Source organism: Pseudobacillus sp. FSL P4-0506 (assembly GCF_038003025.1).
Classification (GTDB): domain Bacteria; phylum Bacillota; class Bacilli; order Bacillales; family Domibacillaceae; genus Pseudobacillus.
The window spans coordinates 1,715,694-1,741,088 of the sequence record NZ_JBBOOI010000001.1; the positions used below are offsets into that span (position 1 = coordinate 1,715,694).

The 25,395-nt window shown below is 39.6% G+C and carries 26 protein-coding genes; 15 read left to right on the top strand and 11 right to left on the bottom strand.

Annotated elements, in window-relative coordinates:
* Nucleotides 1–84 precede the first annotated feature (84 nt).
* Nucleotides 85–1,467 (bottom strand): UDP-N-acetylmuramoyl-tripeptide--D-alanyl-D-alanine ligase, encoded by a 1,383-nt coding sequence (locus MKZ02_RS08390; RefSeq protein ID WP_340852998.1) that lies wholly within the window; start codon nt 1,465–1,467, stop codon nt 85–87.
* Nucleotides 1,468–1,724: 257 nt separating this feature from the next.
* Between MKZ02_RS08390 and MKZ02_RS08395 the strand changes: the two genes are divergently transcribed.
* Nucleotides 1,725–2,942: an ATP-grasp domain-containing protein gene (locus MKZ02_RS08395; RefSeq protein WP_340853001.1), complete on the top strand. Its 1,218-nt coding sequence runs from the start codon at nt 1,725–1,727 to the stop codon at nt 2,940–2,942.
* Between the two features lie 30 nt (nt 2,943–2,972).
* Nucleotides 2,973–3,413 (top strand): CotY/CotZ family spore coat protein, encoded by a 441-nt coding sequence (locus MKZ02_RS08400; protein WP_340853003.1) that lies wholly within the window; start codon nt 2,973–2,975, stop codon nt 3,411–3,413.
* 78 nt (nt 3,414–3,491) lie between these two features.
* Here MKZ02_RS08400 and MKZ02_RS08405 read toward each other — a convergent pair whose 3' ends face one another.
* Nucleotides 3,492–4,517 carry a YheC/YheD family endospore coat-associated protein gene (locus MKZ02_RS08405; protein ID WP_120033617.1) on the bottom strand — a complete coding sequence of 342 codons (1,026 nt, stop codon included), beginning with the start codon at nt 4,515–4,517 and terminating at the stop codon, nt 3,492–3,494.
* A gap of 156 nt (nt 4,518–4,673) precedes the next feature.
* Between MKZ02_RS08405 and MKZ02_RS08410 the strand changes: the two genes are divergently transcribed.
* The 6 genes from MKZ02_RS08410 to MKZ02_RS08435 all read left to right on the top strand — a co-directional run bounded on the left by MKZ02_RS08410 (nt 4,674) and on the right by MKZ02_RS08435 (nt 9,947).
* Nucleotides 4,674–5,885: an ATP-grasp domain-containing protein gene (locus MKZ02_RS08410; RefSeq protein WP_120033615.1), complete on the top strand. Its 1,212-nt coding sequence runs from the start codon at nt 4,674–4,676 to the stop codon at nt 5,883–5,885.
* A 47-nt stretch (nt 5,886–5,932) separates the two neighbouring features.
* Nucleotides 5,933–6,076: a hypothetical protein gene (locus MKZ02_RS08415; RefSeq protein ID WP_182916991.1), complete on the top strand. Its 144-nt coding sequence runs from the start codon at nt 5,933–5,935 to the stop codon at nt 6,074–6,076.
* An 83-nt stretch (nt 6,077–6,159) separates the two neighbouring features.
* Entirely contained in the window at nt 6,160–6,714 is a 555-nt protein-coding gene (locus tag MKZ02_RS08420) for a biotin transporter BioY (protein ID WP_340853009.1), read from the top strand.
* Between the two features lie 32 nt (nt 6,715–6,746).
* A complete protein-coding gene (locus MKZ02_RS08425; RefSeq protein WP_120033613.1) occupies nt 6,747–8,210 on the top strand; it encodes an AMP-binding protein in 1,464 nt (487 codons plus the stop codon).
* 4 nt (nt 8,211–8,214) lie between these two features.
* Nucleotides 8,215–9,303, top strand: coding sequence for an acetyl-CoA C-acyltransferase (locus MKZ02_RS08430; protein WP_340853012.1), 1,089 nt, complete (start codon nt 8,215–8,217; stop codon nt 9,301–9,303).
* Nucleotides 9,304–9,467: 164 nt separating this feature from the next.
* Complete coding sequence (locus MKZ02_RS08435; RefSeq protein ID WP_340853014.1) at nt 9,468–9,947, top strand: hypothetical protein; 480 nt, start codon at nt 9,468–9,470, stop codon at nt 9,945–9,947.
* A 41-nt stretch (nt 9,948–9,988) separates the two neighbouring features.
* On the opposite strand, the gene MKZ02_RS08440 is transcribed toward MKZ02_RS08435, so the two are convergent.
* From MKZ02_RS08440 to MKZ02_RS08450, 3 genes are read right to left on the bottom strand one after another with little or no spacing between them, the layout of a single operon-like run.
* Nucleotides 9,989–10,348, bottom strand: coding sequence for a 2Fe-2S iron-sulfur cluster-binding protein (locus tag MKZ02_RS08440; protein WP_340853016.1), 360 nt, complete (start codon nt 10,346–10,348; stop codon nt 9,989–9,991).
* A gap of 14 nt (nt 10,349–10,362) precedes the next feature.
* Nucleotides 10,363–11,211 carry a family 1 encapsulin nanocompartment shell protein gene (locus tag MKZ02_RS08445; RefSeq protein WP_340853019.1) on the bottom strand — a complete coding sequence of 283 codons (849 nt, stop codon included), beginning with the start codon at nt 11,209–11,211 and terminating at the stop codon, nt 10,363–10,365.
* 27 nt (nt 11,212–11,238) lie between these two features.
* Nucleotides 11,239–11,805 (bottom strand): IMEF encapsulin system ferritin-like cargo protein, encoded by a 567-nt coding sequence (locus MKZ02_RS08450; protein ID WP_340853021.1) that lies wholly within the window; start codon nt 11,803–11,805, stop codon nt 11,239–11,241.
* 377 nt (nt 11,806–12,182) lie between these two features.
* On the opposite strand from MKZ02_RS08450, the gene MKZ02_RS08455 reads away from it, so the two are divergent.
* Both MKZ02_RS08455 and MKZ02_RS08460 read left to right on the top strand, forming a co-directional pair.
* Complete coding sequence (locus MKZ02_RS08455) at nt 12,183–12,749, top strand: GNAT family N-acetyltransferase (RefSeq protein WP_340853023.1); 567 nt, start codon at nt 12,183–12,185, stop codon at nt 12,747–12,749.
* Between the two features lie 72 nt (nt 12,750–12,821).
* Nucleotides 12,822–12,971 (top strand): hypothetical protein, encoded by a 150-nt coding sequence (locus MKZ02_RS08460; protein WP_182916990.1) that lies wholly within the window; start codon nt 12,822–12,824, stop codon nt 12,969–12,971.
* 179 nt (nt 12,972–13,150) lie between these two features.
* Here MKZ02_RS08460 and MKZ02_RS08465 read toward each other — a convergent pair whose 3' ends face one another.
* From MKZ02_RS08465 to MKZ02_RS08475, 3 genes are all read right to left on the bottom strand, one after another.
* Nucleotides 13,151–13,948 (bottom strand): hypothetical protein, encoded by a 798-nt coding sequence (locus MKZ02_RS08465; RefSeq protein WP_340853024.1) that lies wholly within the window; start codon nt 13,946–13,948, stop codon nt 13,151–13,153.
* A gap of 179 nt (nt 13,949–14,127) precedes the next feature.
* The gene (locus MKZ02_RS08470; RefSeq protein WP_340853026.1) at nt 14,128–14,535 is read right to left on the bottom strand and encodes a M67 family metallopeptidase; all 408 of its coding nucleotides are present in this window, start codon (nt 14,533–14,535) and stop codon (nt 14,128–14,130) included.
* A complete protein-coding gene (locus MKZ02_RS08475) occupies nt 14,532–17,567 on the bottom strand; it encodes a hypothetical protein (protein ID WP_340853027.1) in 3,036 nt (1,011 codons plus the stop codon). The genes MKZ02_RS08470 and MKZ02_RS08475 overlap by 4 nt, the downstream gene beginning before the upstream one ends.
* Before the next feature lie 209 nt (nt 17,568–17,776).
* Between MKZ02_RS08475 and MKZ02_RS08480 the strand changes: the two genes are divergently transcribed.
* The 5 genes from MKZ02_RS08480 to MKZ02_RS08500 all read left to right on the top strand — a co-directional run bounded on the left by MKZ02_RS08480 (nt 17,777) and on the right by MKZ02_RS08500 (nt 21,542).
* Nucleotides 17,777–18,448: a hypothetical protein gene (locus MKZ02_RS08480; RefSeq protein ID WP_120033592.1), complete on the top strand. Its 672-nt coding sequence runs from the start codon at nt 17,777–17,779 to the stop codon at nt 18,446–18,448.
* A gap of 72 nt (nt 18,449–18,520) precedes the next feature.
* Entirely contained in the window at nt 18,521–19,075 is a 555-nt protein-coding gene (locus MKZ02_RS08485) for a hypothetical protein (protein ID WP_340853029.1), read from the top strand.
* 12 nt (nt 19,076–19,087) lie between these two features.
* Nucleotides 19,088–19,396 (top strand): hypothetical protein, encoded by a 309-nt coding sequence (locus tag MKZ02_RS08490; protein ID WP_340853030.1) that lies wholly within the window; start codon nt 19,088–19,090, stop codon nt 19,394–19,396.
* A 259-nt stretch (nt 19,397–19,655) separates the two neighbouring features.
* Entirely contained in the window at nt 19,656–19,934 is a 279-nt protein-coding gene (locus tag MKZ02_RS08495) for a hypothetical protein (RefSeq protein WP_340853031.1), read from the top strand.
* Nucleotides 19,935–20,186: 252 nt separating this feature from the next.
* Nucleotides 20,187–21,542 (top strand): arsenic transporter, encoded by a 1,356-nt coding sequence (locus MKZ02_RS08500; RefSeq protein ID WP_340853032.1) that lies wholly within the window; start codon nt 20,187–20,189, stop codon nt 21,540–21,542.
* Nucleotides 21,543–21,674: 132 nt separating this feature from the next.
* On the opposite strand, the gene MKZ02_RS08505 is transcribed toward MKZ02_RS08500, so the two are convergent.
* The 3 genes from MKZ02_RS08505 to MKZ02_RS08515 form a co-directional block, all read right to left on the bottom strand.
* Nucleotides 21,675–22,346 carry a DUF2642 domain-containing protein gene (locus tag MKZ02_RS08505; RefSeq protein WP_340853033.1) on the bottom strand — a complete coding sequence of 224 codons (672 nt, stop codon included), beginning with the start codon at nt 22,344–22,346 and terminating at the stop codon, nt 21,675–21,677.
* Between the two features lie 90 nt (nt 22,347–22,436).
* Nucleotides 22,437–23,894 carry a DUF2642 domain-containing protein gene (locus MKZ02_RS08510; protein ID WP_340853035.1) on the bottom strand — a complete coding sequence of 486 codons (1,458 nt, stop codon included), beginning with the start codon at nt 23,892–23,894 and terminating at the stop codon, nt 22,437–22,439.
* Nucleotides 23,895–23,957: 63 nt separating this feature from the next.
* Nucleotides 23,958–24,509 (bottom strand): hypothetical protein, encoded by a 552-nt coding sequence (locus MKZ02_RS08515; RefSeq protein WP_340853036.1) that lies wholly within the window; start codon nt 24,507–24,509, stop codon nt 23,958–23,960.
* Between the last annotated feature and the right edge of the window lie 886 nt (nt 24,510–25,395).

A 25,395-nucleotide genomic window follows, 5' to 3' on the forward strand; every position in this document is an offset into this window, starting at 1 on the left:
TGAAAGGAACTTGTTACAAAGAAAGGATGCCAGCAAATCTTAGTTTGCTGGCATCCTTTTTTAGCTGTTGTCTATTCATACTTCTCAACGTTTTAAATGTCGAATGATCCGGTCAAACACATGGTCTGTATCGTCAGTTTTAAAATATACAATGTCATTAGGTTGTAAGAAGGTGTCCAAAAAGCTTTTCATTTCTTCTTCCTCAGAAAAGTGATAAATATTGTCTTTTTTCATTCCTGCGCGAATGGCTGACTTGGCAATATCTTTTGCAAAAAAACCTTTTGTAATGAGCACATCTATTCCTATCTCTTTCAGTAGCTGACCGATTTTTTTATATTCTTCATCCGCGTAGATTCCAAGTTCAGCCATTCTTCCTAAAACAGCAATGGTTCTTTGTGAAGAACGAGCCATATCTACTAAAGATAGTAAACCACTTTTTAAGGAAGCGGGATTCGATTTCCATGTATCATCGATAAGAACGGTTTTGTTTCGACCTTCAATAATCTCAAAATGAGAACTCAAATGCTCAAAGGATGCTAATCTTTTTATAGCGGAGGTAACCTTCATTCCCATTTCTCTGGCTGTTGCAATAGAAGCGACAGCATTGTAAACGTTATGTTCTCCTAATCCAGGAACGGATCCCGTATACGATTTCCCCCTATAATTGACCTTGAAATAGGTCTTGTTTTTATGAGAATACATGTCTTTTATCCGCCAATCAGCCTTTTTATCTTTTCCAAAAGTTATTAATTTGCCTCGATATTTAGAGAAATCCATGGATAGAATGTGAGGATCATCGGCATTAATAATAAGCGTTCCTTTATTATTGAGCCCCCTTATCAATTTTTCTTTTTCTCTTACATACTCTCTAAATGAGCGGAAGTGATCTGTATGATCAACATCAATCATGGTCATGACACCTATTGTTGGAAAGAAATATTTACAGGTTTCCATCATATGACCGGGTTCGGCGACGGCTGCTTCTATAATAGCGGCATCCGTTTCTTCATCGATACCCATCAAATAAGGAAGGTTGTAACAGCCGGCGTTTTTATTGGAAACGGTTGCTTGGACCTTGTAGTCTTTTTGTAAAATATGTTTAAGCATTTCTTTCGTTGTTGTTTTTCCACAAGTGCCGGTGATAGCCACAACAGGAATATCAAATAAATGACGGTAGTAAGAAGTGAATGTAAAGAAGGCCTTCATTACATCGTCCACCATTATAATTTGTTCGGGTCTTAATTTGTCCATGTTGGAGAAAGATGAATCGGTTACTATATAAAAACTTGTAAACTTCTTAAACTTTTCCCCATCCAGAAATATCCTTCCGCTTCTCCGAAAATATAACGTGTGGTTTCCTGGATAAAACTTGTTATGGGTAACGTTGGAGATAGACACGCCTTGATGGGCCTTGTCCGGCTTGATTCCCATTGAAGTTAATATCGCCTCTAAGGCTAGAGGTTTCAAACGGGTTACTCCTTTCTTTAATTTTTAGTGATCGTACATTATATAGTATGACTATTCGAGCTGATTGCTTGGACATCTGTGCGTAACTTTGTCTATCTGTATATGAAAAATATTCCTTTTTAATTATCGATGAGCAATAATCTCTATTTATAGTATTTATGACTATTCATTTTAAAAGTAAATTGAATAAGATGCATCATAGACAAGTGTACAATATACGTATTTATTCGGACTTTACATGGAGGCACGTTGGAAAAATGAAAGCGATTATTTTTTTAGATACGAATCAGTCAGGATCGAGCCGCGAGGGGATCAAAGCAGCAAAAGAGATGGGGTTTTTTACCCATCTGTTAACGAATCGGGCGAGCATTCTTGAGAAAAACAAGGAATTTACGGAAGTGGATGAAATGCATGCTGTGAACTTAAAACAGAAGGAAAGCATTGAAGAAGCGATAATGAACATTCGATCTACCTATCAGGTGGTTGGCATTATAAGCTTTATTGATCCTTATGTTCACATTGCAGCAGAGCTTTCAAATCATCTCTGTCACACAAATTTATCTGTAGAAAGCATAAAAATAATGGAAAACAAAGCACGAATGAGAGCCTGTTTAAAAGAAAAAAAGTATTCCCCCTATTATTTAATTGTTCAAGAAAATGAATCGATTCATCCAGTTACTTGCCTTCTTAAAGGAAGATACCCTCTTGTGGTCAAGATGCCTAACTCCGCTGGATCAAAGGATGTTTTTTTTATTGAAAATGAGTATGAGCTGAGAAATCGCATCAAATATTTGCGTAAGAGGTATCCGGGGGAAGAGATTCTTATTGAGGAGTATCTTGAAGGACCGCAGTTCATTGTTGAAGCGATTGTTTTTGAGGGCACTATTCACATTGCGGCTGTAGTCGAACAGGAGATTACAAGGAGAAAAAGATTTATTGTGACAGGATATAGCGTGGTCTTGAATCGTAATAAAGAAATGTATAACCGCTTGATTGAAACCTCACGGGAAATTATTAGTGAGTTGGATGTAGAAAATGGAAATTGTCATTTAGAATTGAGGTGGGTAGAGGGGGAGTGGAAGCTAATTGAGATCAATCCACGTATTTCCGGAGGAATAATGAATAAGCTCGTGGAAGAAGCATACGGGTTTAGCTACGTGGAACAAATATTGAAAATTTATTTAGGGAATGAGCCCTTATTAGTGCGGAAGCATAAAAATCATGTATATGCCCATTACATGACGGTTCATCTAGTCGGCACACTTTTAAAAGTAACCGGAAGAAATGAGGCTAGGAAAGAACCAGGTGTCATTGAAATTTATATAAAACCTAAAAATGGCCAAACATTAACCCCTCCTTTGTCGATGGGGCATCGGTACGGTTATGTGTTAGCGAAGGGCAGGACGGAGAGCGAGGCAAAGGAAATTGCGTTAAAGGCTGCCAGCCATATTCACTTTCATCTTAAACCTATATAATGGCAAACATTATGGAAAGGAGGAAAAACGTTGAGTAACTACAATTCTTCTGTCTCAAAAAGTTGTATATATGAATTAATGGCCACCTTATTAAAAGAGGAAGAGTGGCTTGAAGATGAGAGCTCTTTCTTTACCTTGGATAAAGAAAAAAGTAGCCTTCCTTTTTTATTATATATGAACCGGGGAAACCTGTTTGTAGGAAAGGGCATGGAGGAGGGAGAGGGCGATTGGCTGCTTTCTTCCTTCTTTACCTTAAAGACTTTACATGCCGACGGCGCTTGTGCAACTTTATCTGTTTTGGAACCGATAGGTATCGATGGATGCAGAGTGGCGTCATTTTCAGAAGTATTTTCGTTACTGGAGACTAATTTTTGCTTAACTGTGGACTTGACCTGTTTCTGTGCGATTCAATTCCTGCCTTCTCAATTAATAGAGCGTCCTTTACCAGACATCGAGTCAAAATGCAAATAGACGCTCTCCGAAAGATTATCTATAAATCAAGAGAAACACCGCCATTTTGGTTATCCGTATGGCGGTGTTCTTATTCTACTACACATTCTTTGCTAAATAAGCGGCATAATGGATAGCGTTTCGGGCTACATCCAATTCTAAATTAAAAATGACTGGGGGACCGGGACGCCAATTCACTTCAAACAGCCACAATTTTCTTTTTTCATCAATGCCGACATCAATCCCTAATTCATCAAAAGAACTGTGGTCATATAAAGAATCGAAGTGGACAGGGAAATTTACGGCGAACCATTCCAGCTCCCGCTTAATATCATACCAGGAATCATTAAACTCGGCCTTTAGAAAATCATCTAAAAAAGCGGTATAGCCGCCACTGCCCATATTTGACGTAATGGTTCCCAATTTGCCTATCCGTGGATAGATGGAGGTAATCACCCATTTTCCTTCTCCATTCTTTTGTACATGCAATCTGAAATCGTATACATGGCCGGTCTTTATTTGGCAAGAAATAAATGGCTGGATGATATAGACTTGCTCCTGTATTTTCGAGTGGACAAGCTTCATCAGTTCTTCTTTAGTATTCATGACAATATGACCTTGGTTATTCACTCTATAACGGTCTTTTCCATGAACCTCAATAAAGATAATTCCGTTGCCCTGATGGCCAGACACTGGTTTAATAATGATCTTTGAATATTGCTCAATCATGTCCATCCATCTAATATCAGTCGTTAAATGATAAGTAGGAATAAGAAAAGAGGCAAAGTCTTTTCCTCGCTCAAGTCGCTTATGCACAGACCATTTATTTCCAATGGAGAGGCTTGTAAATGGAATAGTGTAAGATAACTCATCAACTACCCTCGCAGCCTTATCGTTCATAGGAGAGCTCGAATTAATCACTACATCCGGATAAGGAAATTCCTTATCAACCCAATGGCCATTCTTATAGACTTTTCCTTGTATTCTCTTTCTCTCTACATCTACTTTTCCGGGAGTAAAGTAAAAAAAATCAATGCCTTCCGCTTTAGCCACAACGGCATAAGCATAGGCTCTCCTGACCTTTTCAGGATCTTTCCGATGATGAAGCATTCCGACTAAGACCATTTTTCATTTCATCCCCCCTCCTATCAACTCACCAAAAAATTGCCTATTTTGTCAGTGATGCAGAACCAATTTTCCTATTTTTTATATCCTGTTTATATAAGCACAAAAATGAAGCCTTAATGAAAACCTATGATAGCGGGAAGAGGAATATAACAAATGAGAACTCTTATTTTTATTGGAAGCAATAAGTCCGGATCAAGCAGAGAAGCCATTAAAGCTGCAGAGAGATTGGGATTTTTTAATGTATTATTAACGGACAGGGAACAGTTTTTGCAGCAAAGGCTTGAATTTCCAGATGTTCATCGGATGATCTTAACAAAGTTGGACGATCACGATCAATTAGTAGAGAACATTAAAGAAATACAAAATCAAGGAAAACAAATAGTAGCTATTTTAAGCTTTATCGACCCTTTTGTTCAGGTGGCAGCGGCTTTGACAGAAGAGTTTTGCACGAGCGTTGTTTCTTCTGAACCAATTCGAATGATGGAAGATAAAGTCCTAACCCGGGAACTTCTTAAAGACCATCCCGTATCCCCGTATTTTGCGCGGTATACAACCGATCAATACTTAAGCGATTTTCTCAATGAACAACAGAAACCGTTCCCCCTTATTGTGAAATCACCTACATCCACAGGGTCAAAAGACGTTTTATTGGCAAGGAATAAGAAACAATTAAGAGAGTCTATTAAAAAATTAATAAAAAAAGGCAACGAGGAAATTTTAGTAGAAGAATATTTAGAGGGTCCTCAATATTTAATTGAAGCTCTAGTGCATGATGGAAAATTGCATATTGTGGCTGTGATTGAACAAGAGATTACTTATTTTAAACGGTTTATTGTTACTGGCTACTGCGTGTTAGCTGACATGGAAGAGTCATTTTACAATCATGTGTTTAGAACAGTAAGCTCCGTTTTGGACAGTCTTGGGATGAAGAATGGGGCCTGTCATCTAGAAATGAGGTTAGTCAAAAACGAATGGAAATTAATTGAGATTAACCCTCGAATATCAGGCGGGGCCATGAACCGGATGATTGAGGTAGCTTACGGGATTAACCTGGTTGAAGAAACGATTAAATTATTTGTAGGACAGGAACCGGATTTGGAGAGAAAACATGCCCAATTTGTTTATACTCATTATCTAACTGTTGATTCTAAAGGAGAATTGTTAAAAGTAACGGGAAAGAAGCGTTGCTTGCGAGTTCCGGGGGTAGAAGAAGTGTTTATCAAGCCTAAAAAAGGGAAGATGCTGCAGCCTCCTTTATCAATGGGAGACCGTTATGGGTATGTGATCACCTCTTCAGATACAAAAGAGGAAGCCATAAGAATAGCCGAGGAGGCTGCCAAGGAAATAAGGTTCCATCTTAAATAAATCGATCTCGCACCGGTCATTTTATTTTATAGAGAGAGAAATCAGCTGTGCCGTTTGAAAATCAAACGAATGGCACGGCTTTTTTGCTGACATTTATATCCCTTTCTGTGAGCAGCGGCTGGATGATGGAGAGCTTGAAAGGAGATTTGTCAGCTATCGCCCGTAAAAAATATATATGTAAACCTTATTAATTTTAGGTTGACTTTTATTTTTCTATCTAATAAACTGACAGTGTTTTTAGTTTACTAGATAAGGAGAATAAGGAGGAATTTACATGAAGACCCGAGAAATAACCTATGTAGCCTTATTTGTAGCCGTAATGGCGGTACTTGGAATGGTTCCGCCCATTATGCTATCGTTTACTCCCGTACCAATCGTATTGCAAACATTAGGCGTTATTCTCGCTGGGGGAGTATTAGGCGCTCGACTTGGGTTTATGAGTCAGGTTACTTTCCTATTGCTTGTAGCTGCCGGCTTGCCGCTTTTATCCGGTGGACGCGGGGGCATTGGAGTATTCATCGGGCCAAGCGCCGGTTACTTATTCAGCTATCCAATTGTAGCAGCTTTGCTTGGTTTTTTACTTTCTCGCTTTCAAGCATGGACGTTACGAAAGATTTTGCTCATCAATTTAACTATCGGTGTGTTTACCCTTTATTTATTTGGTATACCTGTTCAAGCTTTCGTTATGGATTTGTCGCTTATTCACACGATTAAAATTAGTCTCGTTTATATCCCGGGAGATTTAATCAAAGCTACAGCCGCTTCTTATTTAGTCTATAAGCTAAGAAAGTCGACAGCAGTTGCCAAACAGTTTGCTAAAGCAGGATAAGCCGCTTTTTGATTTAGAAAGGAAGAATCATTATGGCATCTATTACTTCTATTTATTCCGAGCATGTTCATCGCCATCCTGATCAACTGGCGGTGAAAACACCGGATCGGGAGGTGAGCTGGAGGGAATGGCATCAGCTCGTTCTTCAAACAGCCGGCTGGCTCCATTCAAAAGAGCAGGAAAACAAGACGGTGGGCATTTTTATGAGTAACGGACTGCCGTTTTTACAATTATTTGCCGGATCGGCGGCAGCAGGATGGACAGCTGTCCCGTTAGATCCGAAATGGAGCAGAGATGAACTGGACAAGCGGCTTCGTGTTTGTTCTCCGTCTTTGATTGTGACAACAGAGAGTTTATCTAAAAAGATTGATTTTATTGATACCGCCATTTTCAGTTGGGAGAGCATTTCAAATGAAATTGAACAAATACAGGAACGATCTCAGAGAGAGATAGCTGGTCATACTCCTTTTTATATGGGGTTTACTTCCGGTTCTACAGGAGCACCAAAAGCGTTTGTTCGTTCGCAGCAATCCTGGCTTGCCAGTTTTAAATGCAACAGGCATGATTTTGGATTGAAAGAAAATGAATACACGCTCGTGCCAGGTGCCCTGATCCATTCCCATTTTCTTTACGGAGCGATCAGTACGTTATTTCTAGGCGGCACCGTTTATTTATTAGAAAAGTTTTCGCCGTCTGCTACCTTGCAGGTCATTCAAAATTATCGGATTACGGCTGTTTATCTTGTACCTACAATGATCGAGGCCCTGTTAAGACAGGACCAGATTGTGAGGCAGCCGCTGACTTTTATTTCGTCTGGTGCTAAATGGGAAAAAGATTCTAAAAGCAAAATACGGAGGATGTTTCCGCAACTGAAGATGTTCGAATTTTACGGGGCTGGCGAGTTAAGCTTTGTGACCGTCTTATCCAATGAGGAAAATAGCGAGAGGCCTGATTCGGTTGGCAAGCCCTGTTATAGCGTGGCTATTCAAATTCGCAAAGAAAGCGGGGAAGTAGCTGCTCCTTATGAAACCGGGAAGATATACGTGAAAAGCGAGCTGGTTTGCGACGGGTATGTAACTACAACCGGAGTGCAGCGATTGCAGGACTCACAAGGCTGGAGCACCGTCGATGATATGGGCTACTGTGATGAGGAAGGGTTTCTTTACATAAAAGGACGGGAGAAAAACATGATACTCTATGGAGGCATTAATGTGTTTCCCGAGGAGATTGAAGCGGTGTTATCTTTGCATCCGGAAGTTGAACTAGCAGCTGTTGTCGGGCTGAAGGATCCTTATTGGGGAGAAGTCGTTGCTGCCGTGATTAAAGGCCGTGCGACTAAGCAGCCATTAAAAAGACTTTGCAAGGAACAGTTAGCTTCTTATAAGATCCCGCGAAAATGGTTTTTTATGGAGGATATACCAATGACAGCAGGCGGAAAAATTGCCCGGGCAAAGTTAAAGGAAGAATTGGAAAAAGGAGTGTCTTCCCATTTATAAAGCAGTGATCGTAAATGCTAAACGCACACCGGTTGGAAAAAAGAATGGAATATTTCAATCATGGCAGCCTCATGAACTGGCCGCACCTCTGCTTCAATATCTTGGAAGAGGAATAGAAGCTGAGGTAAACGATGTGATTTTAGGAAACATCGTGGGGCCGGGTGGAAATATTGCCCGTTTGGCTGGTCTGCAGGCTGGTCTGCCGCTTTCTGTGCCGGGCCTGACGATTGACCGTCAATGCAGTGCCGGGCTTGAAGCTATCCGGATGGCCGCCTATTTCATCCAAGGTGGAGCAGGAAAGATCTATTTAGCCGGTGGAACAGAAAGTACAAGCACCACTCCGTTTCCATCCCGTGCCCGTTTTGCACCTGACCATATAGGCGATCCTGACATGGGAGTAGCTGCTGAATATGTAGCTCAGGATTATGTTATTTCTCGAGAAGAACAAGATGAGTGGACAAAAATTAGCTATGAGCGAAGCTGGACAGCTTTTGAACAGGGGATTTACACAGAGGAGATAATCCCAGCTAGTTCCTTGAAAGCTGATGAGGAATTTTGCAAAAAGCGGGATATTGCGAAGCTTGCCAAAAGAGCAAAGGCAGTCTTTCAAAGAGAAGACGGCACAGTGACGGCTGTAAATAGCTGTGGCATCCACGATGGAGCCAGCGTGGTGCTCATTATGGAAGAGCAAGAGGCACTTGTCCGGCAATTCCGGCCGGTGCTGCGGTTTGTTGACAGCGAGGTAGCCGCTGTTCATCCTCATCATCCTGGCATCGCGCCCGTACCAGCTATTCGGCAATTGCTTGCTCGTAATCATTTAAGGATGGATGATATCGATTTAGTTGAAATTAATGAGGCCTTTGCTGTTAAAATAGCAGCCTGTGCTCGAGAACTCGATATCCCTGCCGACAAATTGAATGTCCGAGGAGGAGCTCTTGCTCTAGGACACCCGTATGCAGCTTCCGGCGCTATTTTAGTCACGCGACTGTTTTATGAAATGCAAAGAAGACCTGAAGCGCGTTATGCACTCGCCGCTTTAGGGAGCGGCGGCGGTGTGGGAACCGCTGTTTTGTTTGAAAAAGTGGAGTGTTAGGCTAGTCAATAGAAGAATCTGGAGAATAACATTCAGAATGGGCTAATAAAATATAGTGGCGGATAAAAGAGCGCACCAATTGACCCGATGAAAAACTAATTGACAATGATTATCATTTTCTTTAAAATGAAAGTATCATTTTGAAGAACGGAGCGAATAAACAAATGATGAACATGCTGCATGGACTAAAAGACATTCATACAGTGATTTCGAACAAGCGTAAAATTGGCGGAGTGGCAGAAGCGAGTATGATTCAGTTGGTGTCGGGAGAAGTGTACGTTCATCCAGTATTCACGAATGTTGATCTTTCAAAAGGGCAGTACGTTTCCCTCTGTTTTATCGATGAAGATGGCATGAACATTATGACGCATGTTGATCAAATAGCGGTGATCAAAGGGTTGCAGCATAAGCTGATTTGTCAGATGGAAAATAGCTACGTAAAGCAAATGCTGCTGCAGGATACGGTACAATATTTACGCAAGCTATGTGAAATTAACGAGGGATTTGTCACGCATACATTTAAAAAAGAAGCATTGCAGCTTGTTCGCGATATTAGCGTCAAAGAACTGAAAAAACACGATGTCTACTTGCCATTTTCTGTGGAAGACAAACTTGTCCATTTAAATGACAGACTACATGCTTAATAACAAGAAGCTGTCCCGGCCATAGGCGCGGGACAGCTTTTTTAATAGATGACTGCTTGGCAGGCTAACCGATATCCTTCTGTTAAAGACTGCTTTAGCTTCTTTTGTTCCTGTTCATTTGGCAGTGACAGCAAGGAGGCCCCTTCTATCACTTTCACTGTGCAGACGCCGCACGTACCTTTTCGGCATTTAAATTGAAGAGCCTGATTTTGCTTCAATGCTGCTTCTAACAAATTGCCTTTGAAACGCTTCACCTGAAAGGTTTGTCCATTTTGCAGCAGACGAATGCTGGTTTTTAATTGTTTTTCCGGAGGCTGCTGCGTTTGCCATGCGACCGCGGCCGGTTCGGCAGTCTGCTGATTTGGAATAAGGGAGCCGACAGTAAATTTCCGGTTATTCATCGTTACGCAGCCCTTTATTCTTTCGGATCGACTAATGTGCAAATTGCAGCCGGCCGTTTAATGCGCAGTACGACGGTTTCATATACGCGGAATGGATGATTCATTCCTTCTTCTCCTAAATAAGCCGTTTCAAAGTCTTCGGATACAGCCAAATCCAAATTGTTGCGGCCTGTATTAACAAGAACGCCTGTTTTGCCTTTTAACACAGGGGATTGGAATACACCGTCCGTAATCAGTTCGCGAACATGTTCAATCTCCAGCACATTCGTGTCTTTATGTACACGGTGCAAAAGAGAATATAATTCAGGTGATAACACGAGTGCGTACGGACCATTATGATTCATTTCCAAAAGCTTATTTCGAGCGTCGACGATATCTTGGAAGGCACTCCCGGACTCATACCAGTTCCCCATTAAATGTGTCAGCCGGCCTTTTACATTCATTAAGCCGGGGATATCAAATTCTTTGGAACCATGAAAAATCATTTGGTCTTCTAAGATAGCAACATCGCGGGCAGCATTAGCAGCAGCTGAAAAGTCAATCGGAATGTCTAAAACTTTTGCTTGTTCTAAATCACGCCAGTACAAGACAAAATCTTTATATAGCATCGGAATCGTATAGTTGACGCGCTTGCTAGACTCAATATCCGTATCGAAAGAGCCCTGGAAGTCCATTTTTGCTTCATGATTCTCAACAAAAATATCATTAAAGACGCTTTGAATGCCTCTTCCCAGCGGTCCATACAGTTCAATAAAGCGGCGGCCGACAAGCTGTCTGCGTGCAGCTTCGATGACCGTTTGATCGAGCTGGGCAAAGTCTTGATCTGTTAACGGAGAATCCGGGTATAGTTGCGATTTATTCATGTTTTTTCCTCCTCTTTTTAGCGGGGCCTATTGGATTAAGCTGCCAACAGTAAAACCTTTTCGTTTTTTGGCTTGTGGTTTTTGAGTCGAAGCATCAGGAACAGCAGCTAAGTGATCATGCTTCTCGTCATGGTGAGCATGCGGGTCTTCATAATCATGGTCAAACCGCTTGTTAATTTCGGCTAATTTTTCTTTCACGTATTGATACCCTTCGTAAGCATCCACTCTGAGCTGCTTTAATAAGGTCTGTCGTTCTTCATCTGTGAAGGCAAAGAGGGCAAGATCGACGTGCTCAATAAAATTGTGTAAGCCGAATTTTTCAAGATTTAACTCCTGCAGCAAGCGATTAAATGTGTTGTTACTAGGAGAAAAAGCATTGCCATTTTGTTCAGTCTGAAATCTGCTGATGAGTGGAATCAGTACATCAAGCCGGGACAGCCGCTGCTCTTCCTCTTCGTAAATATGGTGATAATACAAACGTTCATGGTCATCCTTAGCATGTTCAATGACTGGATCAAGCATATCCATAAAGCGCTCGATGGCTTCTTTCGTCGTCGTGAAAATTTGGTAAAACGAGGCTAATTCTTCCTTCACGATTGGCACCTCCGGTTATAGAATAATTTACAGAATAGACAGGTTATTTTTGGTTTACTACGGAGCTTCTAGCTGCTTGAAAGAGCTGGCCCTTTCATATATCGCTTGCCCTATGATCCAATAAAAGTAGCCGTTCTTGTGAAACTCAATTCTGTGTTCATTATAGCGTATTTTCAGACAAAGAGAATAGCGAAAACCACCAGTATTCGACTGTTTCTCCATATTATTCCCCAAAAGTAACTAATTTTATGGAATGAGTTTCTATGCGTGGAGTTGTTTTTCTTTTATTTGTTGATAAGAAGACAGATTAATGTAATAATTTTGAAATAGATGCCGTTTCAAGCAGAGTGCTGTGAGGGATGGGATATTATGGGGGGATGCAAGTGAAACCGATTTTGCTGGATTTTCCAAGTGAGCTTTATTCCAAACGGCTCTTCATTAGAATGCCAAAGCCGGGAGATGGAAAAGTGGTGCATGAAGCAATAAACGCTTCGAGGGAGGAGCTGCAAGCCTGGCTGCCGTTTGCTAGGCACAAACAAAGCTTAGATGAAACGGAGGCTAATGTAAGAGAGGCTCATGCTGAATTTTTAACACGTAAGGATTTGCGCTTTCACATTTTTAATAAAGAAACGGGAGAATTTATCGGCTCAACAGGCTTGCATCGCATGAACTGGAGCGTGCCAAAATTTGAAATCGGTTATTGGATTGATACACGCCAAAGCGGTAACGGCTATATCGCGGAAGCGGTTGACGCGCTCACGGATTTTGCCTTTGACGTGTTACAGGCACGCCGGGTGGAGATTCGCTGCGATGAAAAAAATAGCAAGAGCCGGGCGATCCCTGAAAAGCTTGGCTTTCATTTAGAAGGCACTTTGCGTCATGACGATGTATCGGTCGACGGGAAAGAACTGAGGAACACGTGTATTTATTCAAAAATCAAATGAGCAGCGGGACTGCATAATGCTCAGGCAGGCGGGCAAAATAAAGAGCAGCATAAACGAAAGGAGCCCGTGAAAATGAGTGTATACGAACGTTTTCCTGTTGCGGACCTGAACGAAAACCATTTGCAAAAAGTGCAGTCGCTGGAAAAGGAATTAAGGCAGGAAATTGGAGAGAATATTGTATTGATTGCTTATGACGAGGAAGAGGGACAGGAAAATAAATAACAGAAAAAATATTCTTCTTTTTGACGGTTCAATTTCCTTTAAAGGATAAAATGGTTTTGAAACTTGTGAATAAAGAAAAAAACAGCCGTTAGATAAACTAAACGGCTGTTTTTATTTTGTGTTTGATTTGAGCAGAGTGAATAGTCTTCCCTAGATGCTAAAGAAAGAGTAATTGGATTTTATGGTGTTGGCAATCCGCCGCCACCGCCACCGCCTAGAAGACCTCCGCCAGGAGGGGTTGGAAATTGAATTGTTGTAGGAGTAGTTGTTGTTTCACAGCGATGCGGATTTACATCTTGCAAGCAGTCAAAGTTAAGATTGTTTGATTTTGCGATAAGCGGGCGAGTAACAGTGAGTGTTGTACGCAGAATGATCTTGAATAAAATACCTTCTACAAGAGTTACACCAGTAATTCCAACGACTGGTACGCCTGGTTGAACGAAGATGCCTTCTACTTCAAGTGGAGTTTCTGTCAATGTATCTCCAGGACAAGCACCAGGACAATCTGTATGCTCTTGGAATGGGAGAGAAGTTGTAAGAGTAACAGGAAGAGCAACTCCTGCAATCGTTACCGTAATAGTTGCAGGGATAACCCCAATGTTAACAACTTTGTCTCTAATGACGCTCGCGTTCATTGTCACGCCAGCTAAATTAGGCACAACATCTACAGCAACAAGATCTTCAAGAGCACCTAAACCAGCAAACACAGTAATAGGAAGTACGACTTCAGCTACTTTTTGTACAGTCTTCGTGCACACCACTGAGTTAACCAATACACAGTCGCTGTTTAAGTGGACGGGTTTATTAATCGACTTGAAATGACAGTTGCAATGCGAATGCTTATGTCCACAGGAATCGCAGGAAGAACCTGAGTCATTCCAGTCATCGTGCTTACGATCACATCCCCTCCAATCGTCTTGTTTAACAACAGGCTTACAACGTTTACCAGAAGAGCCCCATTGGTTACCAAATGCCATACGAATACAATCCTTTCCTATAATTTTATTTTTGTAGGCAAATTCAGATGAGATCAATAAAGCATTTAAGACCGTGGAAGGTGTATTGTGAATCTGCTTACATGATATCCTATGAGAAGAGGGAAATAATGGTTTGGACAATTGCACATCTTCATAAAAGATAGGTGAACCGTTTTTTCTTACTCAATTTTCAATAAGAGTTCCTGGAAACTTTTTTCTAAGATGAAAAAGCAGCGGGCGACAGGAATCTTCTTCTGGTAAGAAATAATAATCATATAGATGCTTGAATGAGGGTGGCAGTCAATATCTATTTGAGAAGGCACAGCTTTTGCAGTGGGATGGGTATGGTAAATGGCAATGGGCTTTTCACCATTGCCATTTATTTCATCTAATACAGCAGATACCGTTTGGGCACTAACAAAATAGCTGTTCCTCGCTCTTTTTTCATTTTGAAGCTTCCATAAGGTGCTGACCTGTTTTTCCCGGCCGGATAGAATTCCACACGCTTCATAAGGGAGTTCTTCAAGCCCATGCTGCACCATCTCGTTATAGACAGAGAGAGGGATGTGTAATGCATCGGTTTTCATGTGATTTTATCCCATACAAGTTGAAATAGAGATTTTCTTCTTGTCTTACTCGGGTCTTCCTGTTTGTGTCTCACAGTTGACGGACCGGCCTCTGCCTGTTCCGCTTTCATTATTTGCTTATTCGTTTTACTGGCTTCCATTTGCTCCGCTTTGAGCATCTGTTTATTTGCTTTGCTGGCCTCTGTTTGCTCCGCTTTGAGCATCTGTTTATTCGCTTTGCTGGCGTCTGTTTGCTCTGCTTTGGCCGTTGATTTACTCGCTTTAGTGGCGTCTGTTTGTTCTGCTTTGGCCGTTGGTTTACTCACTTTAGTGGCTTCCATTTGTTCCGCTTTGATCGTTGGTTTATTCGCTTTAGAGTCTTCTTCCTGTTTCAGCTTGATTATTTGTTTGGTTGCTTCATTGTTTTCTGCCTGTTGCGATTTGCTTGTTTGCTTGCTTATCTCTTGGTTTTCTGTTGCCTTCCCAGCGATCGGATCCAAAGAGGGTTCCTTATCCAGTGTAGAGGCCTTTCTTTCATAGGTTGAAACGATTCGATAGGTTCTGGAAGGCCGCTCTGAATCTAAATGCTCTAAAGCAGCTGAGCTGGCTTCATTATATTTGGCATCTAAGGGCTGTGTTTCTTTCTTGTTTTGTTCAGAGCTCTCAAGCTTTTTCTTAGCTGTTATCTCTTTTCCGGCGGAAAAGTCAGCCTGAAGCTCTAAATGAGAACTACTTTTAGATGGGCCTAATGGTTCGCTTTTAACGGTAGCGAAGTCAGGTGTGTCGGCTGTAGGAACTGGGGAAGGATTTGGTTTTTGGATGGTTCGCTTGTTATTAGTAGGTGTTCTTTCATTTGATGGCGCAGGCGTGCTGATGTCATCAGAATCACTTTCAGATTTCTCGCTGCTTTTGACTTTTGGCAAAGGAGCGGATGAGTTTGCTTGAATAGGAGGGAGGTTAATAACATAAGGTCCCTTGCCGCTCCAATGGTTGGTTTCCTTGTTGTATAATTGATTTTCATGAGTGCTTCCACTCTTTTTAGAATCTAGCCCTAGTTTGTTAACATTCATTAGATTTCTTTGAAATTGTTCCACCTCGCCGCGGTATTTATTTGCTTTATTTCCTATGACAGGTTGCATAACGGAGGCTCCTTGTAAATCTCGGAAGGTGACGGATTTAGATGACGAATTGTTAGAATGATCTTCCTCCAGGAAACCACCTTTTTGTTTTTCTGGTATACTCGTTTTCAACTCTTTTATTTGTTCTTGTAAATTCAATATTAATTCTTTTTGTTCCAATAAAACTTGGATGAAACTTTCTTGGGTAACATCCTGGGCCTGGGCGGGTTTTTCGCTTGTTTGCTGTGCATAGGATGAAATCGCTGGCTGCTCAATGTTCCCGCTTTGTTTAAGCATCTCTATATTTTGATTTACTTCATTCATGTGTACTATTGGTTCCTCCTTTTTTTGTGAATCTTTCTCATGCATAGCCGCTTCTCTCAAAATTTGCTCCTGCATGAGGGTATTTTCTAATAAGTGTTTGTTGAAGAATAAATAATCTTTAAGATAAGTTTCAAAGAGAAAAGCGTACGGATTGCCTCCGAGATCGATGTGTCCCTTCGATTTCTGTTTTGTCAGCAGGGAAGGGTCTGACTGATCATTCTCCTTTTTATCTGTATTCTCGCTGTTTATCAGCTCCTGTTTTTCTTTGGCTTCAGGATTGCCGAGGGCTTCTTCATACTCCTTTTCGAGTTTGAGAAAGGATTCTTTAAGTTCGGAACGTTCTTTTTCTAATTTTTCTTTTGTTTTTTCTATCTCGTCTTTCATCCGCTTGATTTCTGCGTGCTCTTCTCGCAAGAAAGCATGCTGAGCTTTTTCTTTAGTTAATTTAGAAGAAAGATCCTCCAGTTCATTTTTCAAAGCTTCAGCTTTCCTGTTTTGCTTAGATAGCTGGCTGGCCATCTGCTCGTTATCTGTCAGCAAATTCATTTTTTCCTGTTTTACCTTGTTAAGGGTGTTTAAAGTTTTTTCTAATTTTTCATAAGGAATATAATTTTCCCGTATATGCTGTAATTCTATCTCCAGCTGTTCTTTTTCATTTAGAATTTCTTCATATAGTTTTTCCTTCTCGGTAAAATCGCTCTGCCATTTTTGAATTTGTTCGCTTAATAAATTGGCTTTATGAGATGTATTGTGTAATTGAAGGGAAAGCTGTTCATTTTGCTGTCTTTCCTCTGCTAGTAACTTCTTTTCTCTCGCTTCTTGCGTTTTCAGCTGGGAAGAAATCATCTCCAACTGCTCTTTATACGTTTTTGCCTCTATACTTTGTTTAGCCAGCTGATTGGTGATCCGTTGATTCTCAATTAACAGTTCTTCTTTTTCTTGATTGGCTTTATCAAGAGCGTTTGAAATGCCCTCCAGCTCTTCGTAGGGGATGTATTTCTCACGCATATATTCTAGTTCTAATTCCAGATTCTCTTTCTCTTTACGCATTTCATCATATAGTTCTTCTTTTTCTTCTTGTGCCTTCAGCTTGAAAGAAAGCCTCTCCATCTGCTCTTTGTATGTTTTGGTTTCCTTGTCTTGTTCAGCTAGCTGATGAGTCATCCGCTTATTTTCAGCTAACAGGGCTTCTTTCTCTTGCTTTGTCTGATCAAGAGAGTTTAGGGTGTCTGTCAGTTTTTCATAAGGAACATATTCTTCGCGTATATGCTGCAGCTCGACCGCGAGCCGTTCTTTCTCTTTGCACATGTCCCTATATTGTTCCTCTTTTTGAGCGAAATCGGTCTGCCATTTTTGAATCTGCTCATTTAACAAACTTGCTTCATTATATGCGCTGCTTAATTGAAGAGAAAGCTGTTCGCTTCTTTCTGTCTCTTGTGCCAGCAGTTCTTCCTTCTCGACGTTTTTTTCCTCTAACTTTTGGTATTTATCCATTAAATCAATGTATTCCTGCTCTAAATCATTCTCCTTGTAGCTTTGAATCATTTTTTTATACGTATTAATTTGATGATGTAAGTGCTGGATATAATCTTCATATACATTATCAGACATACAGCGTCCACCTCCTGCAAGCATAAATATAGGTTATCTTATGAAAGGGCGGATGTACTTGTGCCTGTATAGCAATAGCTGTAACAACAGCCTGTTTTTATAGGCAAGAGCCTCATTGAAAGTAAACGATAAGATTAACCTGTAGCATAGTTAGACTTTTTACATATCTTATTATTGTGTTAGAAAATCCATAAAAAGGAGTAGATGAAATGCAAAGCCAAAATTTACAGGGGGCTCAAGAGCTTTTATGTATTAACGCAGAAAAAGTATACGATTGGGTCATACTTCAGAATACAGTAAATCAAACTGTAGCTGCCGGAGCTCTTGGTTTGCCGCCAGGATTTAATCCATGTGATCCTACGGTGACTAACTTGACTACAAGATGCTTTTTAGTGGATGAGAATGGCGATCCTCTTCCGGTAAATGCAGAGGTCCCAGTGGAGGAAATTGGTGAAAGAGAAGACAGAACTTTCGTAATCGATGGGGCACTTGTTACACTGCAAAGAGTAACATTTGTAAAGCCGTTATGCATAAGAGTGGAGATTAGCGGTGTGGCAGGGACATCTCCTTTTGTAGGACTCTCTGATCCTATTTCAATTGATGTACCAGAATCCATCTTCTTATGTGCACCTGAAGGAACACGGCTCGTTGTCCGTCTCACAGATGTAGAGTGCAACGTGAGAGTCAACTGCACAGGCACTGAATTTGATAGCATCGATATTGCATTAAGCCTTTGCCAAAGCATTCAAACAGTTGCGGATGTGACTTTAGAGATAGAAGCAGACTTCTGTGAACCGCGCGATATCCTCGTTGAACAATGCCCTGCGCCGGTTATTCCGCCTCAATGCCCGGTTTTATTTCCAGGTCTTGCAGGCGAATAGAATGAATGCTGCCGCATAGTATTAAAGAGAGGATACAATTCCTCTCTTTAATACTTTAAGCGGGTGATATCAATGACAAATAAATTGCTAGCAGAGCTGGCTCAGTCGATCAGCCAACTGGAGTCAGAAGCGAAGGGATTTTTGGAAGAAATAAATACAAGTATAACTTCGGAGAAAAGCAAACTGCCGGATAAGGTAAGTTGCTTTTTTACTCATTCTTTTCTTCTGAATAAAGATCTCAAGGATAACCAAATAATGATAGGCAGTTTTTCAGTGAAAAATAACAGTCGTCATGTGATCACGTCTCCTATTGTTTTAATTAAGGTGAAAAGTGACCAGGCAATCGATTTTTCAGGGAAATTTACGCGTGCTAAGCAGATGGAGAAGCATCAGAAGTTTGGTTGGGAACGGATAGAAAGGGAGGAGGAAGAGGACGGAGAAACAAGCTATTGGTTAAAACCGATCTATACAGACAAAATTCTTCCTGGAGAAGTACTTGCTTTTAAAAACTTTCAAATCGGCTTTTCTCTTTTAAAACCCAATAATATCTTAATAGAAGGCTTCGTTTATTGTGCAGAGCAAACATCTGGTGTGTCATCTTTAAATACTATTAATATTAATTGCTGAAGGAGATACCAAATGATTTCATCTAAAAATAAGGATATAAACGAGTTGATTGAGAAGCTTGTGACAAAAAAGTTGGAAGAGCATCTGAAAAAAAGAGAAGAGGATTCAACAGACAATAAAGCTGATACAATTGTAAATGTAGATAACAGTAGTTTGCTATTTGTTATCTTATATATGATTCTTTCAAAAGACAATGATAGCTATAGTGTAGCAGACACTGAGGTGGAAAAATTAATCAAACAAGTGGAAAACATAAGGAAGCACAATAAAAAAATTTATGAGGAAATACTGGACACTTTAAATAATAATTTAATTAATTGACAAAAGCCAACCATTTAACATAGCTAGTTACAGCAATGCACTGCATTTTATTCTGCGATGAAAAGCAGAATAATAATTTTTTATATCTTTGAATAGAAATAGGTAATACTTGAAGCAAGAGTTTATTCCTCCTTGTCATCATCTATAGTAGACTTTCGACCTACCATACTCTAACAGAAAACGGATTTTTAGTACTAGGATAATTGTTTAATGTTTTTCTCCTCTCTCTCATAGCTTAATAAAGAAAGGGGAGAGGAATGTGCCAAAAGATCATGACAAAGAAAATAAGAATCAAGAAGAAAAGGAACAAAAACACGATCGGCAGCATGACAGAAAAGGAGATCAAGACCGAGGTCGAGACCGAGACCGAGGAAGAAACAGACTGGAGGATTTAGAAGATGCTATTAGGGACCTCCAGAGGCAGGTAGAGCGTTTACAAAGAGAAATTGAGCAGTTAGAAAGAGAAAATGCTCGCCAGCAAAGACAAATTGACCGGCTTGAAAATGAGGTGGACCGCCTTATCAACAAGTGCAAGTAATAATTGTTTAACGAAGTACATTCATTTAGGATGATGAATCAATAGTAAGCAGCGGGGGAATTCCCCCAGCTGCTTTTTTGCCATTTTATTTAGCAATGACTTTGTGCATTTATAACATAGAGACAAACACATAATTTAAAAAGCTGGTTCACTGCCTAGCTCGTATTTTATAGAACGGAATATAGATAAAAGTAAGAGAAAAAGGAGGGGCTTTGTAGGCGAATTTATTTTAATGAAAAGGAAGAATTAATGATGAGTTTGGAAATAGCAATTCCGGTGTTTGTCTTTTTCATAACGATGTTAGTTATATTTTGGAGGCCTGGAGGGATGAATGAAGCATGGCCAGCTTCCATTGGTGCGGTGATCATTTTACTGACGGGGACGGTGTCCCGGGGAGATGTCACAGACATCATTCACAAGATTGGCGGCGCCTCTATCGCCATTATTGCTACAATTGTTATGGCTGTAATATTAGAAAGCTTCGGCTTCTTTCACTGGGCAGCTGCAAAACTTGCAAGCTTAGCTAAAGGCTCAGGTTATCGGTTATACTGGTATATTCAGCTTCTATGTTTTTTAATGACCCTTTTATTTAACAACGATGGAAGTATTTTGATTACCACTCCAATTTTAATATTGCTCTTAAAAAATCTTCGTTTAAAACCTCATCAGCAGATTCCTTATCTATTGAGCGGAGCGCTTATTGCCACAGCTTCAAGTGCACCGATCGGCGTAAGCAATATTGTGAATTTAATAGCTTTGAAAATTGTAGATATGTCACTTTATATGCATACAGCTATGATGTTTGTTCCAGCTACTTTAGGATTATTGTTTATGTCTTGGCTGATGTTTATATTGCTCAGGAAAAAGCTCCCAAAAAAATTACCGGATTCTTTGTATGATATAGAAGAAGTCTTTTTTGAAAAAAATTTTCACCCTTTAAAAACCACTCTTTCATTTGAAACCAAACATAAACGTACAAAATTTATGATGAAATTGTTGTTGTTTGTCTTTATCATTCGCTGTCTCTTATTCGCCGCCTCTTATTTTTCCATTCCGATTGAAATAGTTGCCGTACTCGGTTCAGTCATCCTGTTGTTGTGGAGATGGTATCATTTGCGTACGACACCGTTCGATATCTTGAAGAAAACTCCATGGCATATTCTGATATTTGCTTTCTCGATGTATGTAATTATATATGGATTGCACAACGCTGGTTTAACAGCGATGCTTGTGAAAATCTGTGAGCCTATTGTCAATGAAGGCCTGTTTTATTCGACTTTCATTATGGGAGGGATCGTATCCATTTTATCTAACCTCTTTAATAACCATCCTGCTTTGATGATCGGAACCATTACTTTAACAGAAATGGGGCTCGACCCAATTACTTTAAAAACCATTTATCTCGCTAACATAATTGGAAGTGACATAGGATCATTATTATTGCCTATCGGAACTCTCGCTTCTCTTATTTGGATGCATCTCTTAAAAGAAAATAAAATTAAAATTCAATGGAAGGATTATCTGAGTGTCTCACTAATCGTTATCCCGTTAACAACGATCGTCACCTTGTTTTTATTATTTTACTGGGTGCATATAGTCTTCTTTTAGTAGCCCTTCATTCTTTAGTTTGTTTATATGACAATCGGCTTTAAAGGGGTGTGATTCATCGTTTCTAAGACCAAGAGAAAAAAGCAGAAAGCTCAATCTCTTTCCACCTTTAATCGAAAGCAGCGAAATCCCTTATGTGCAGGTTATTGTTTTAATATGATGGATATTTACGTGAATCTGTTTTTCTTTTACTGTTAGCAAACTGATAAAGTGATCTTCCTTATGAAGGAGTTTGCCGCTGATGCTTTTTTTGTCTCCAATATTGCAAGTAGCAAATGTACCTATCATATCTTCTAGCTGGTTATCAAAGGTTGTGGCAAAAGGTTTAGCAGTAGAAGCCAGCGGAGATATAGAGCTGTTAAACCTGTAAGGACGAGAGGCCGCTGGATAAGGAGTAAGTCGTTTGATGTGTTGAAATGGAATGAGCATGGTTTGATAAATGGGAGAGGAAAATACGATATAGTCATCCAGTGTATTGGTAATATGGCCATGAAGCGGCTGAGCCGCTGTTACATCTATTTCAACAAACGTCCCTTTTGCTGCTAATAAGATTTTTTCTAATGACAGCATTTCAGTAACTGCAAGTGTTGGTATTGCATCAGGCTGTGCCAATGTACTTGCTTCTTTGTTTGACAAGAGCTCTATTTCACGAATGTGAAAAAAAGGAATATAAAAAAACTCATCTTGTTTAAAGAGAACAAGCACATCAGCGCCCCAATCAACAAGCGTGCCTGACAATTCCGTTTTCCCAAGAAGCTCCAAAGTAATTGGCTCTCCAACATAGTGTTTGATGAATTTCTCCATACAAAGCCCTCCTCAAGTGCTTAAAAGCTATACATTCCTAAAGGTATAAAGAGTCAGCCAATAAATCTCTTTTCCAGGAAAATTTTCATTTTATCTTAGGTTTTCTCGTGCTAACCGTTTCTTTTTCAAATTCATATAATTTTTTTCAGCCTGCTTCATGAGTGAGTAATATTGAGATTCGAGTACCTTGTCTCTTTCTTCGGGGGTTAGGATAGGCTTTATATGAACGCGACTCTCCTTTCCAGCAGGCAATAATGTTGTTTGCTTGCCTATTTGTTGTTCTTCTGTAGGTGATGATTTCATTTCTCTTCTATTTATTTTTAACTTTTTCTTGCTTCCTTTTTTTCTGAAGAAACGTTTCTTTGAATGAGAAGACATCGTTGAATCGTTATTAAGTATTTTATTATTTTCAGTCGGCTCATTTTTCTCTTCGTATTCATGAGAGGCAGATAAAGATCCGCTGCCAGTGGATGGACGTGATTGGCGTTTCTGATCAAAAAGATTGTAGTCTATCGGTTCGGCTGTCTTTTCAACGATTGGATGATCATTTTGTTGTGTTTTTTCTAAAGAATTATTTTCATTGTAAGTCATCTGTTTTTCAACAGGTCTTTCTTTATTTTTTGCTTGTTGTATATCTTGTCGGCTTATTAATAGAAACTCCGCATCTTCGTGAAGTTGTAGTTGTGTGTCACTCTCGCTAGGCAACGAGAGATTAGAATGTGTCTCGGAATCCGCCAGTTGATTTTCAATTGTTTTTTCTTCATGGAATTGTGGCTGTGTTCCACTTTCATTAGGCAGGGAAGGACTAGAATGTGTCTCGGGATTCGTCAGTTGATTTTCAATTGTTTTTTCTTCATAGAATTGTGGCTGTGTTCCACTTTCATTAGGCAGGGAAGGACTAGAATGTGTCTCGGAATTCGTCAGTTGATTTTCATATGGTTTCTCTTCGTGAAATGCCTGCTGAATATTATTTACATACTCGGTTTGGTTTGGGGAGGCTGCTTCCTTCTCATTTAAATCATTAGCGGCGGTTGAATCGGAATCTTCGTAGAAGCCCGGAAAAATATTGGAAATGTAAGAAGTTTGCATAATAATCTTTTCTTCAGAGCTAATCAAAATGATGTGATCTTCAAAGACTTTACTTAAGTATCCTCTGATAAGTTGATCGTTATGGCAGTTAATGGTGATCCATTTATACTTACAATGCTCTAAAATTTCTTGTAGCTTTTCCGCGTTTAAATAATCGTCCTGTATCGGTTTTTTATCCAAGTGTTTTGTGTTTTTTGAAATAGATTTAATCTGATCAAGATGGTAATAAAAATATTCTCCTTTTTTGTTTTGTAGCACAAGGTAATCTTTTTTTACATTCACCAAGCTTCCTTTAACTAACGTCCCGTCACTAGAAAAAATCCCTATAGAATAGCCTATAAGTGATTTAAGTGTATCGGAAAAATAAGGGCTCGACATTTCTAACCCTCCTCGCAGGTTATTAACTTTTTTCAATAGCAAGGACCACTTTGAATGAATGGAAGCTTGTAAAAAATCCATGTCCACCTACACTTATTCAAAAGTGGTTCCTTTGCAGTTAAGCTTGAAAATCATTAAGGAGGACTACTCGCTTTGCTCCTGTGATTGTTTATCCTTATTTTGATCTTCATTTTTATTTTTATCTTCGTTTTTGTTTTTCTCTTTATTTTCTTTCTCTTTTTCTTTTTCTTTATTTTCTTTGCCCGGTTCTTCTATTCTTAGATCATAACTAATATTGCGGATATGAAACATAGCTACACGAATAACTTCTTCATGAAAGACGACAGTGATGTAATCGTCATTAATATCATCCAATACCCCTTGATATTTCTCATGTCCTCCACGGTTAATCGTTACCCAGTGATATTTTAAGCCTTGCAATATATCTTTAAAATTTTTGCCTTGTATATAAGAAAAATCTTCAGGAATAACAAAATCTACATCTATGCCTTTTCTAGTGTTGTCCGTCAAACTCTTCACATGATGGCCTTTATAATAAAGAACGCCGTCTTCTTTTGTAAGTAATACAAAGTAATCTTCTTCTACTGCCATCAGCATGCCAATTCTGGAATCATGGCCGCCGCGGTTTACTTTCACAGCTTTCCCCACTAAAGAACTTAATATTTCTCTGTTCATTTCTGCTCTTCTCCTCCTATTTGAAAAGTTCTCTTTATATATATGTTTTGCAAGAATAGAAGGTGCGGCAGCATTTACCTTTTACAGCAGTTCTTCTTAGAAACTAAAAGAACATGCACAAAATATCTTACGACAAAAATAAACAATCATTGCTTTTTCGTTCGTTTGAGATGACCCGTTTCTCTCTTCGTTTAGCTTGGTATTTAAATTTCTAAAGCGATAAAGATGGCAGACTCCGGTCCGATGCTTTCTAATAATTGAACATTAGTATTTAAGCAGGTAAAAAGTTGCTGAAAGGACCGTTTAAAAGTGTGCAGGATCTGTTGTGATTTTGAAAAAGATGAAAACCTGTGTAACTGCAAGGAGGAAAGTACAATGAAATATAAATGCTGAGTGGATAGTAGAGGGTGGGGAAAATATAACAAGATAATGAATCGAGAGATACGTAAACGATGAAAGCGAAAGTATAGAGCAAATTTATTTAAATTTCATTGGTATTCATCCAATCCGGCTTACACAAAGAAACATATATATAAGATACCTTCTATTGAAAGAGGTGAGGATTATGTCATATGGAAACTTTCATGGATATGCCCGAAAGGCTAAAAAATCAGGCTGTGGCTGCGGTTGGAATAATTATTCACCCAAAAATGCCACATCTAAAAATCAAAAAGGAAAGAAAGTAATAAAAGCTTATCCGAAAAAATAATTATGAATGAGTGTAACAGCTATATAATCTTCTCTTAAGCTAGTCAGACTTTTATGGGGATTAATTAGAGCATTCTGTATTATCTTATTATTCATTTTGTTCAGTGTGCTCATGATCCCCAAAATCTAACTTTTTATAAATACATAGCATTCATGAGTGTATGGTCTCTATGCTCAT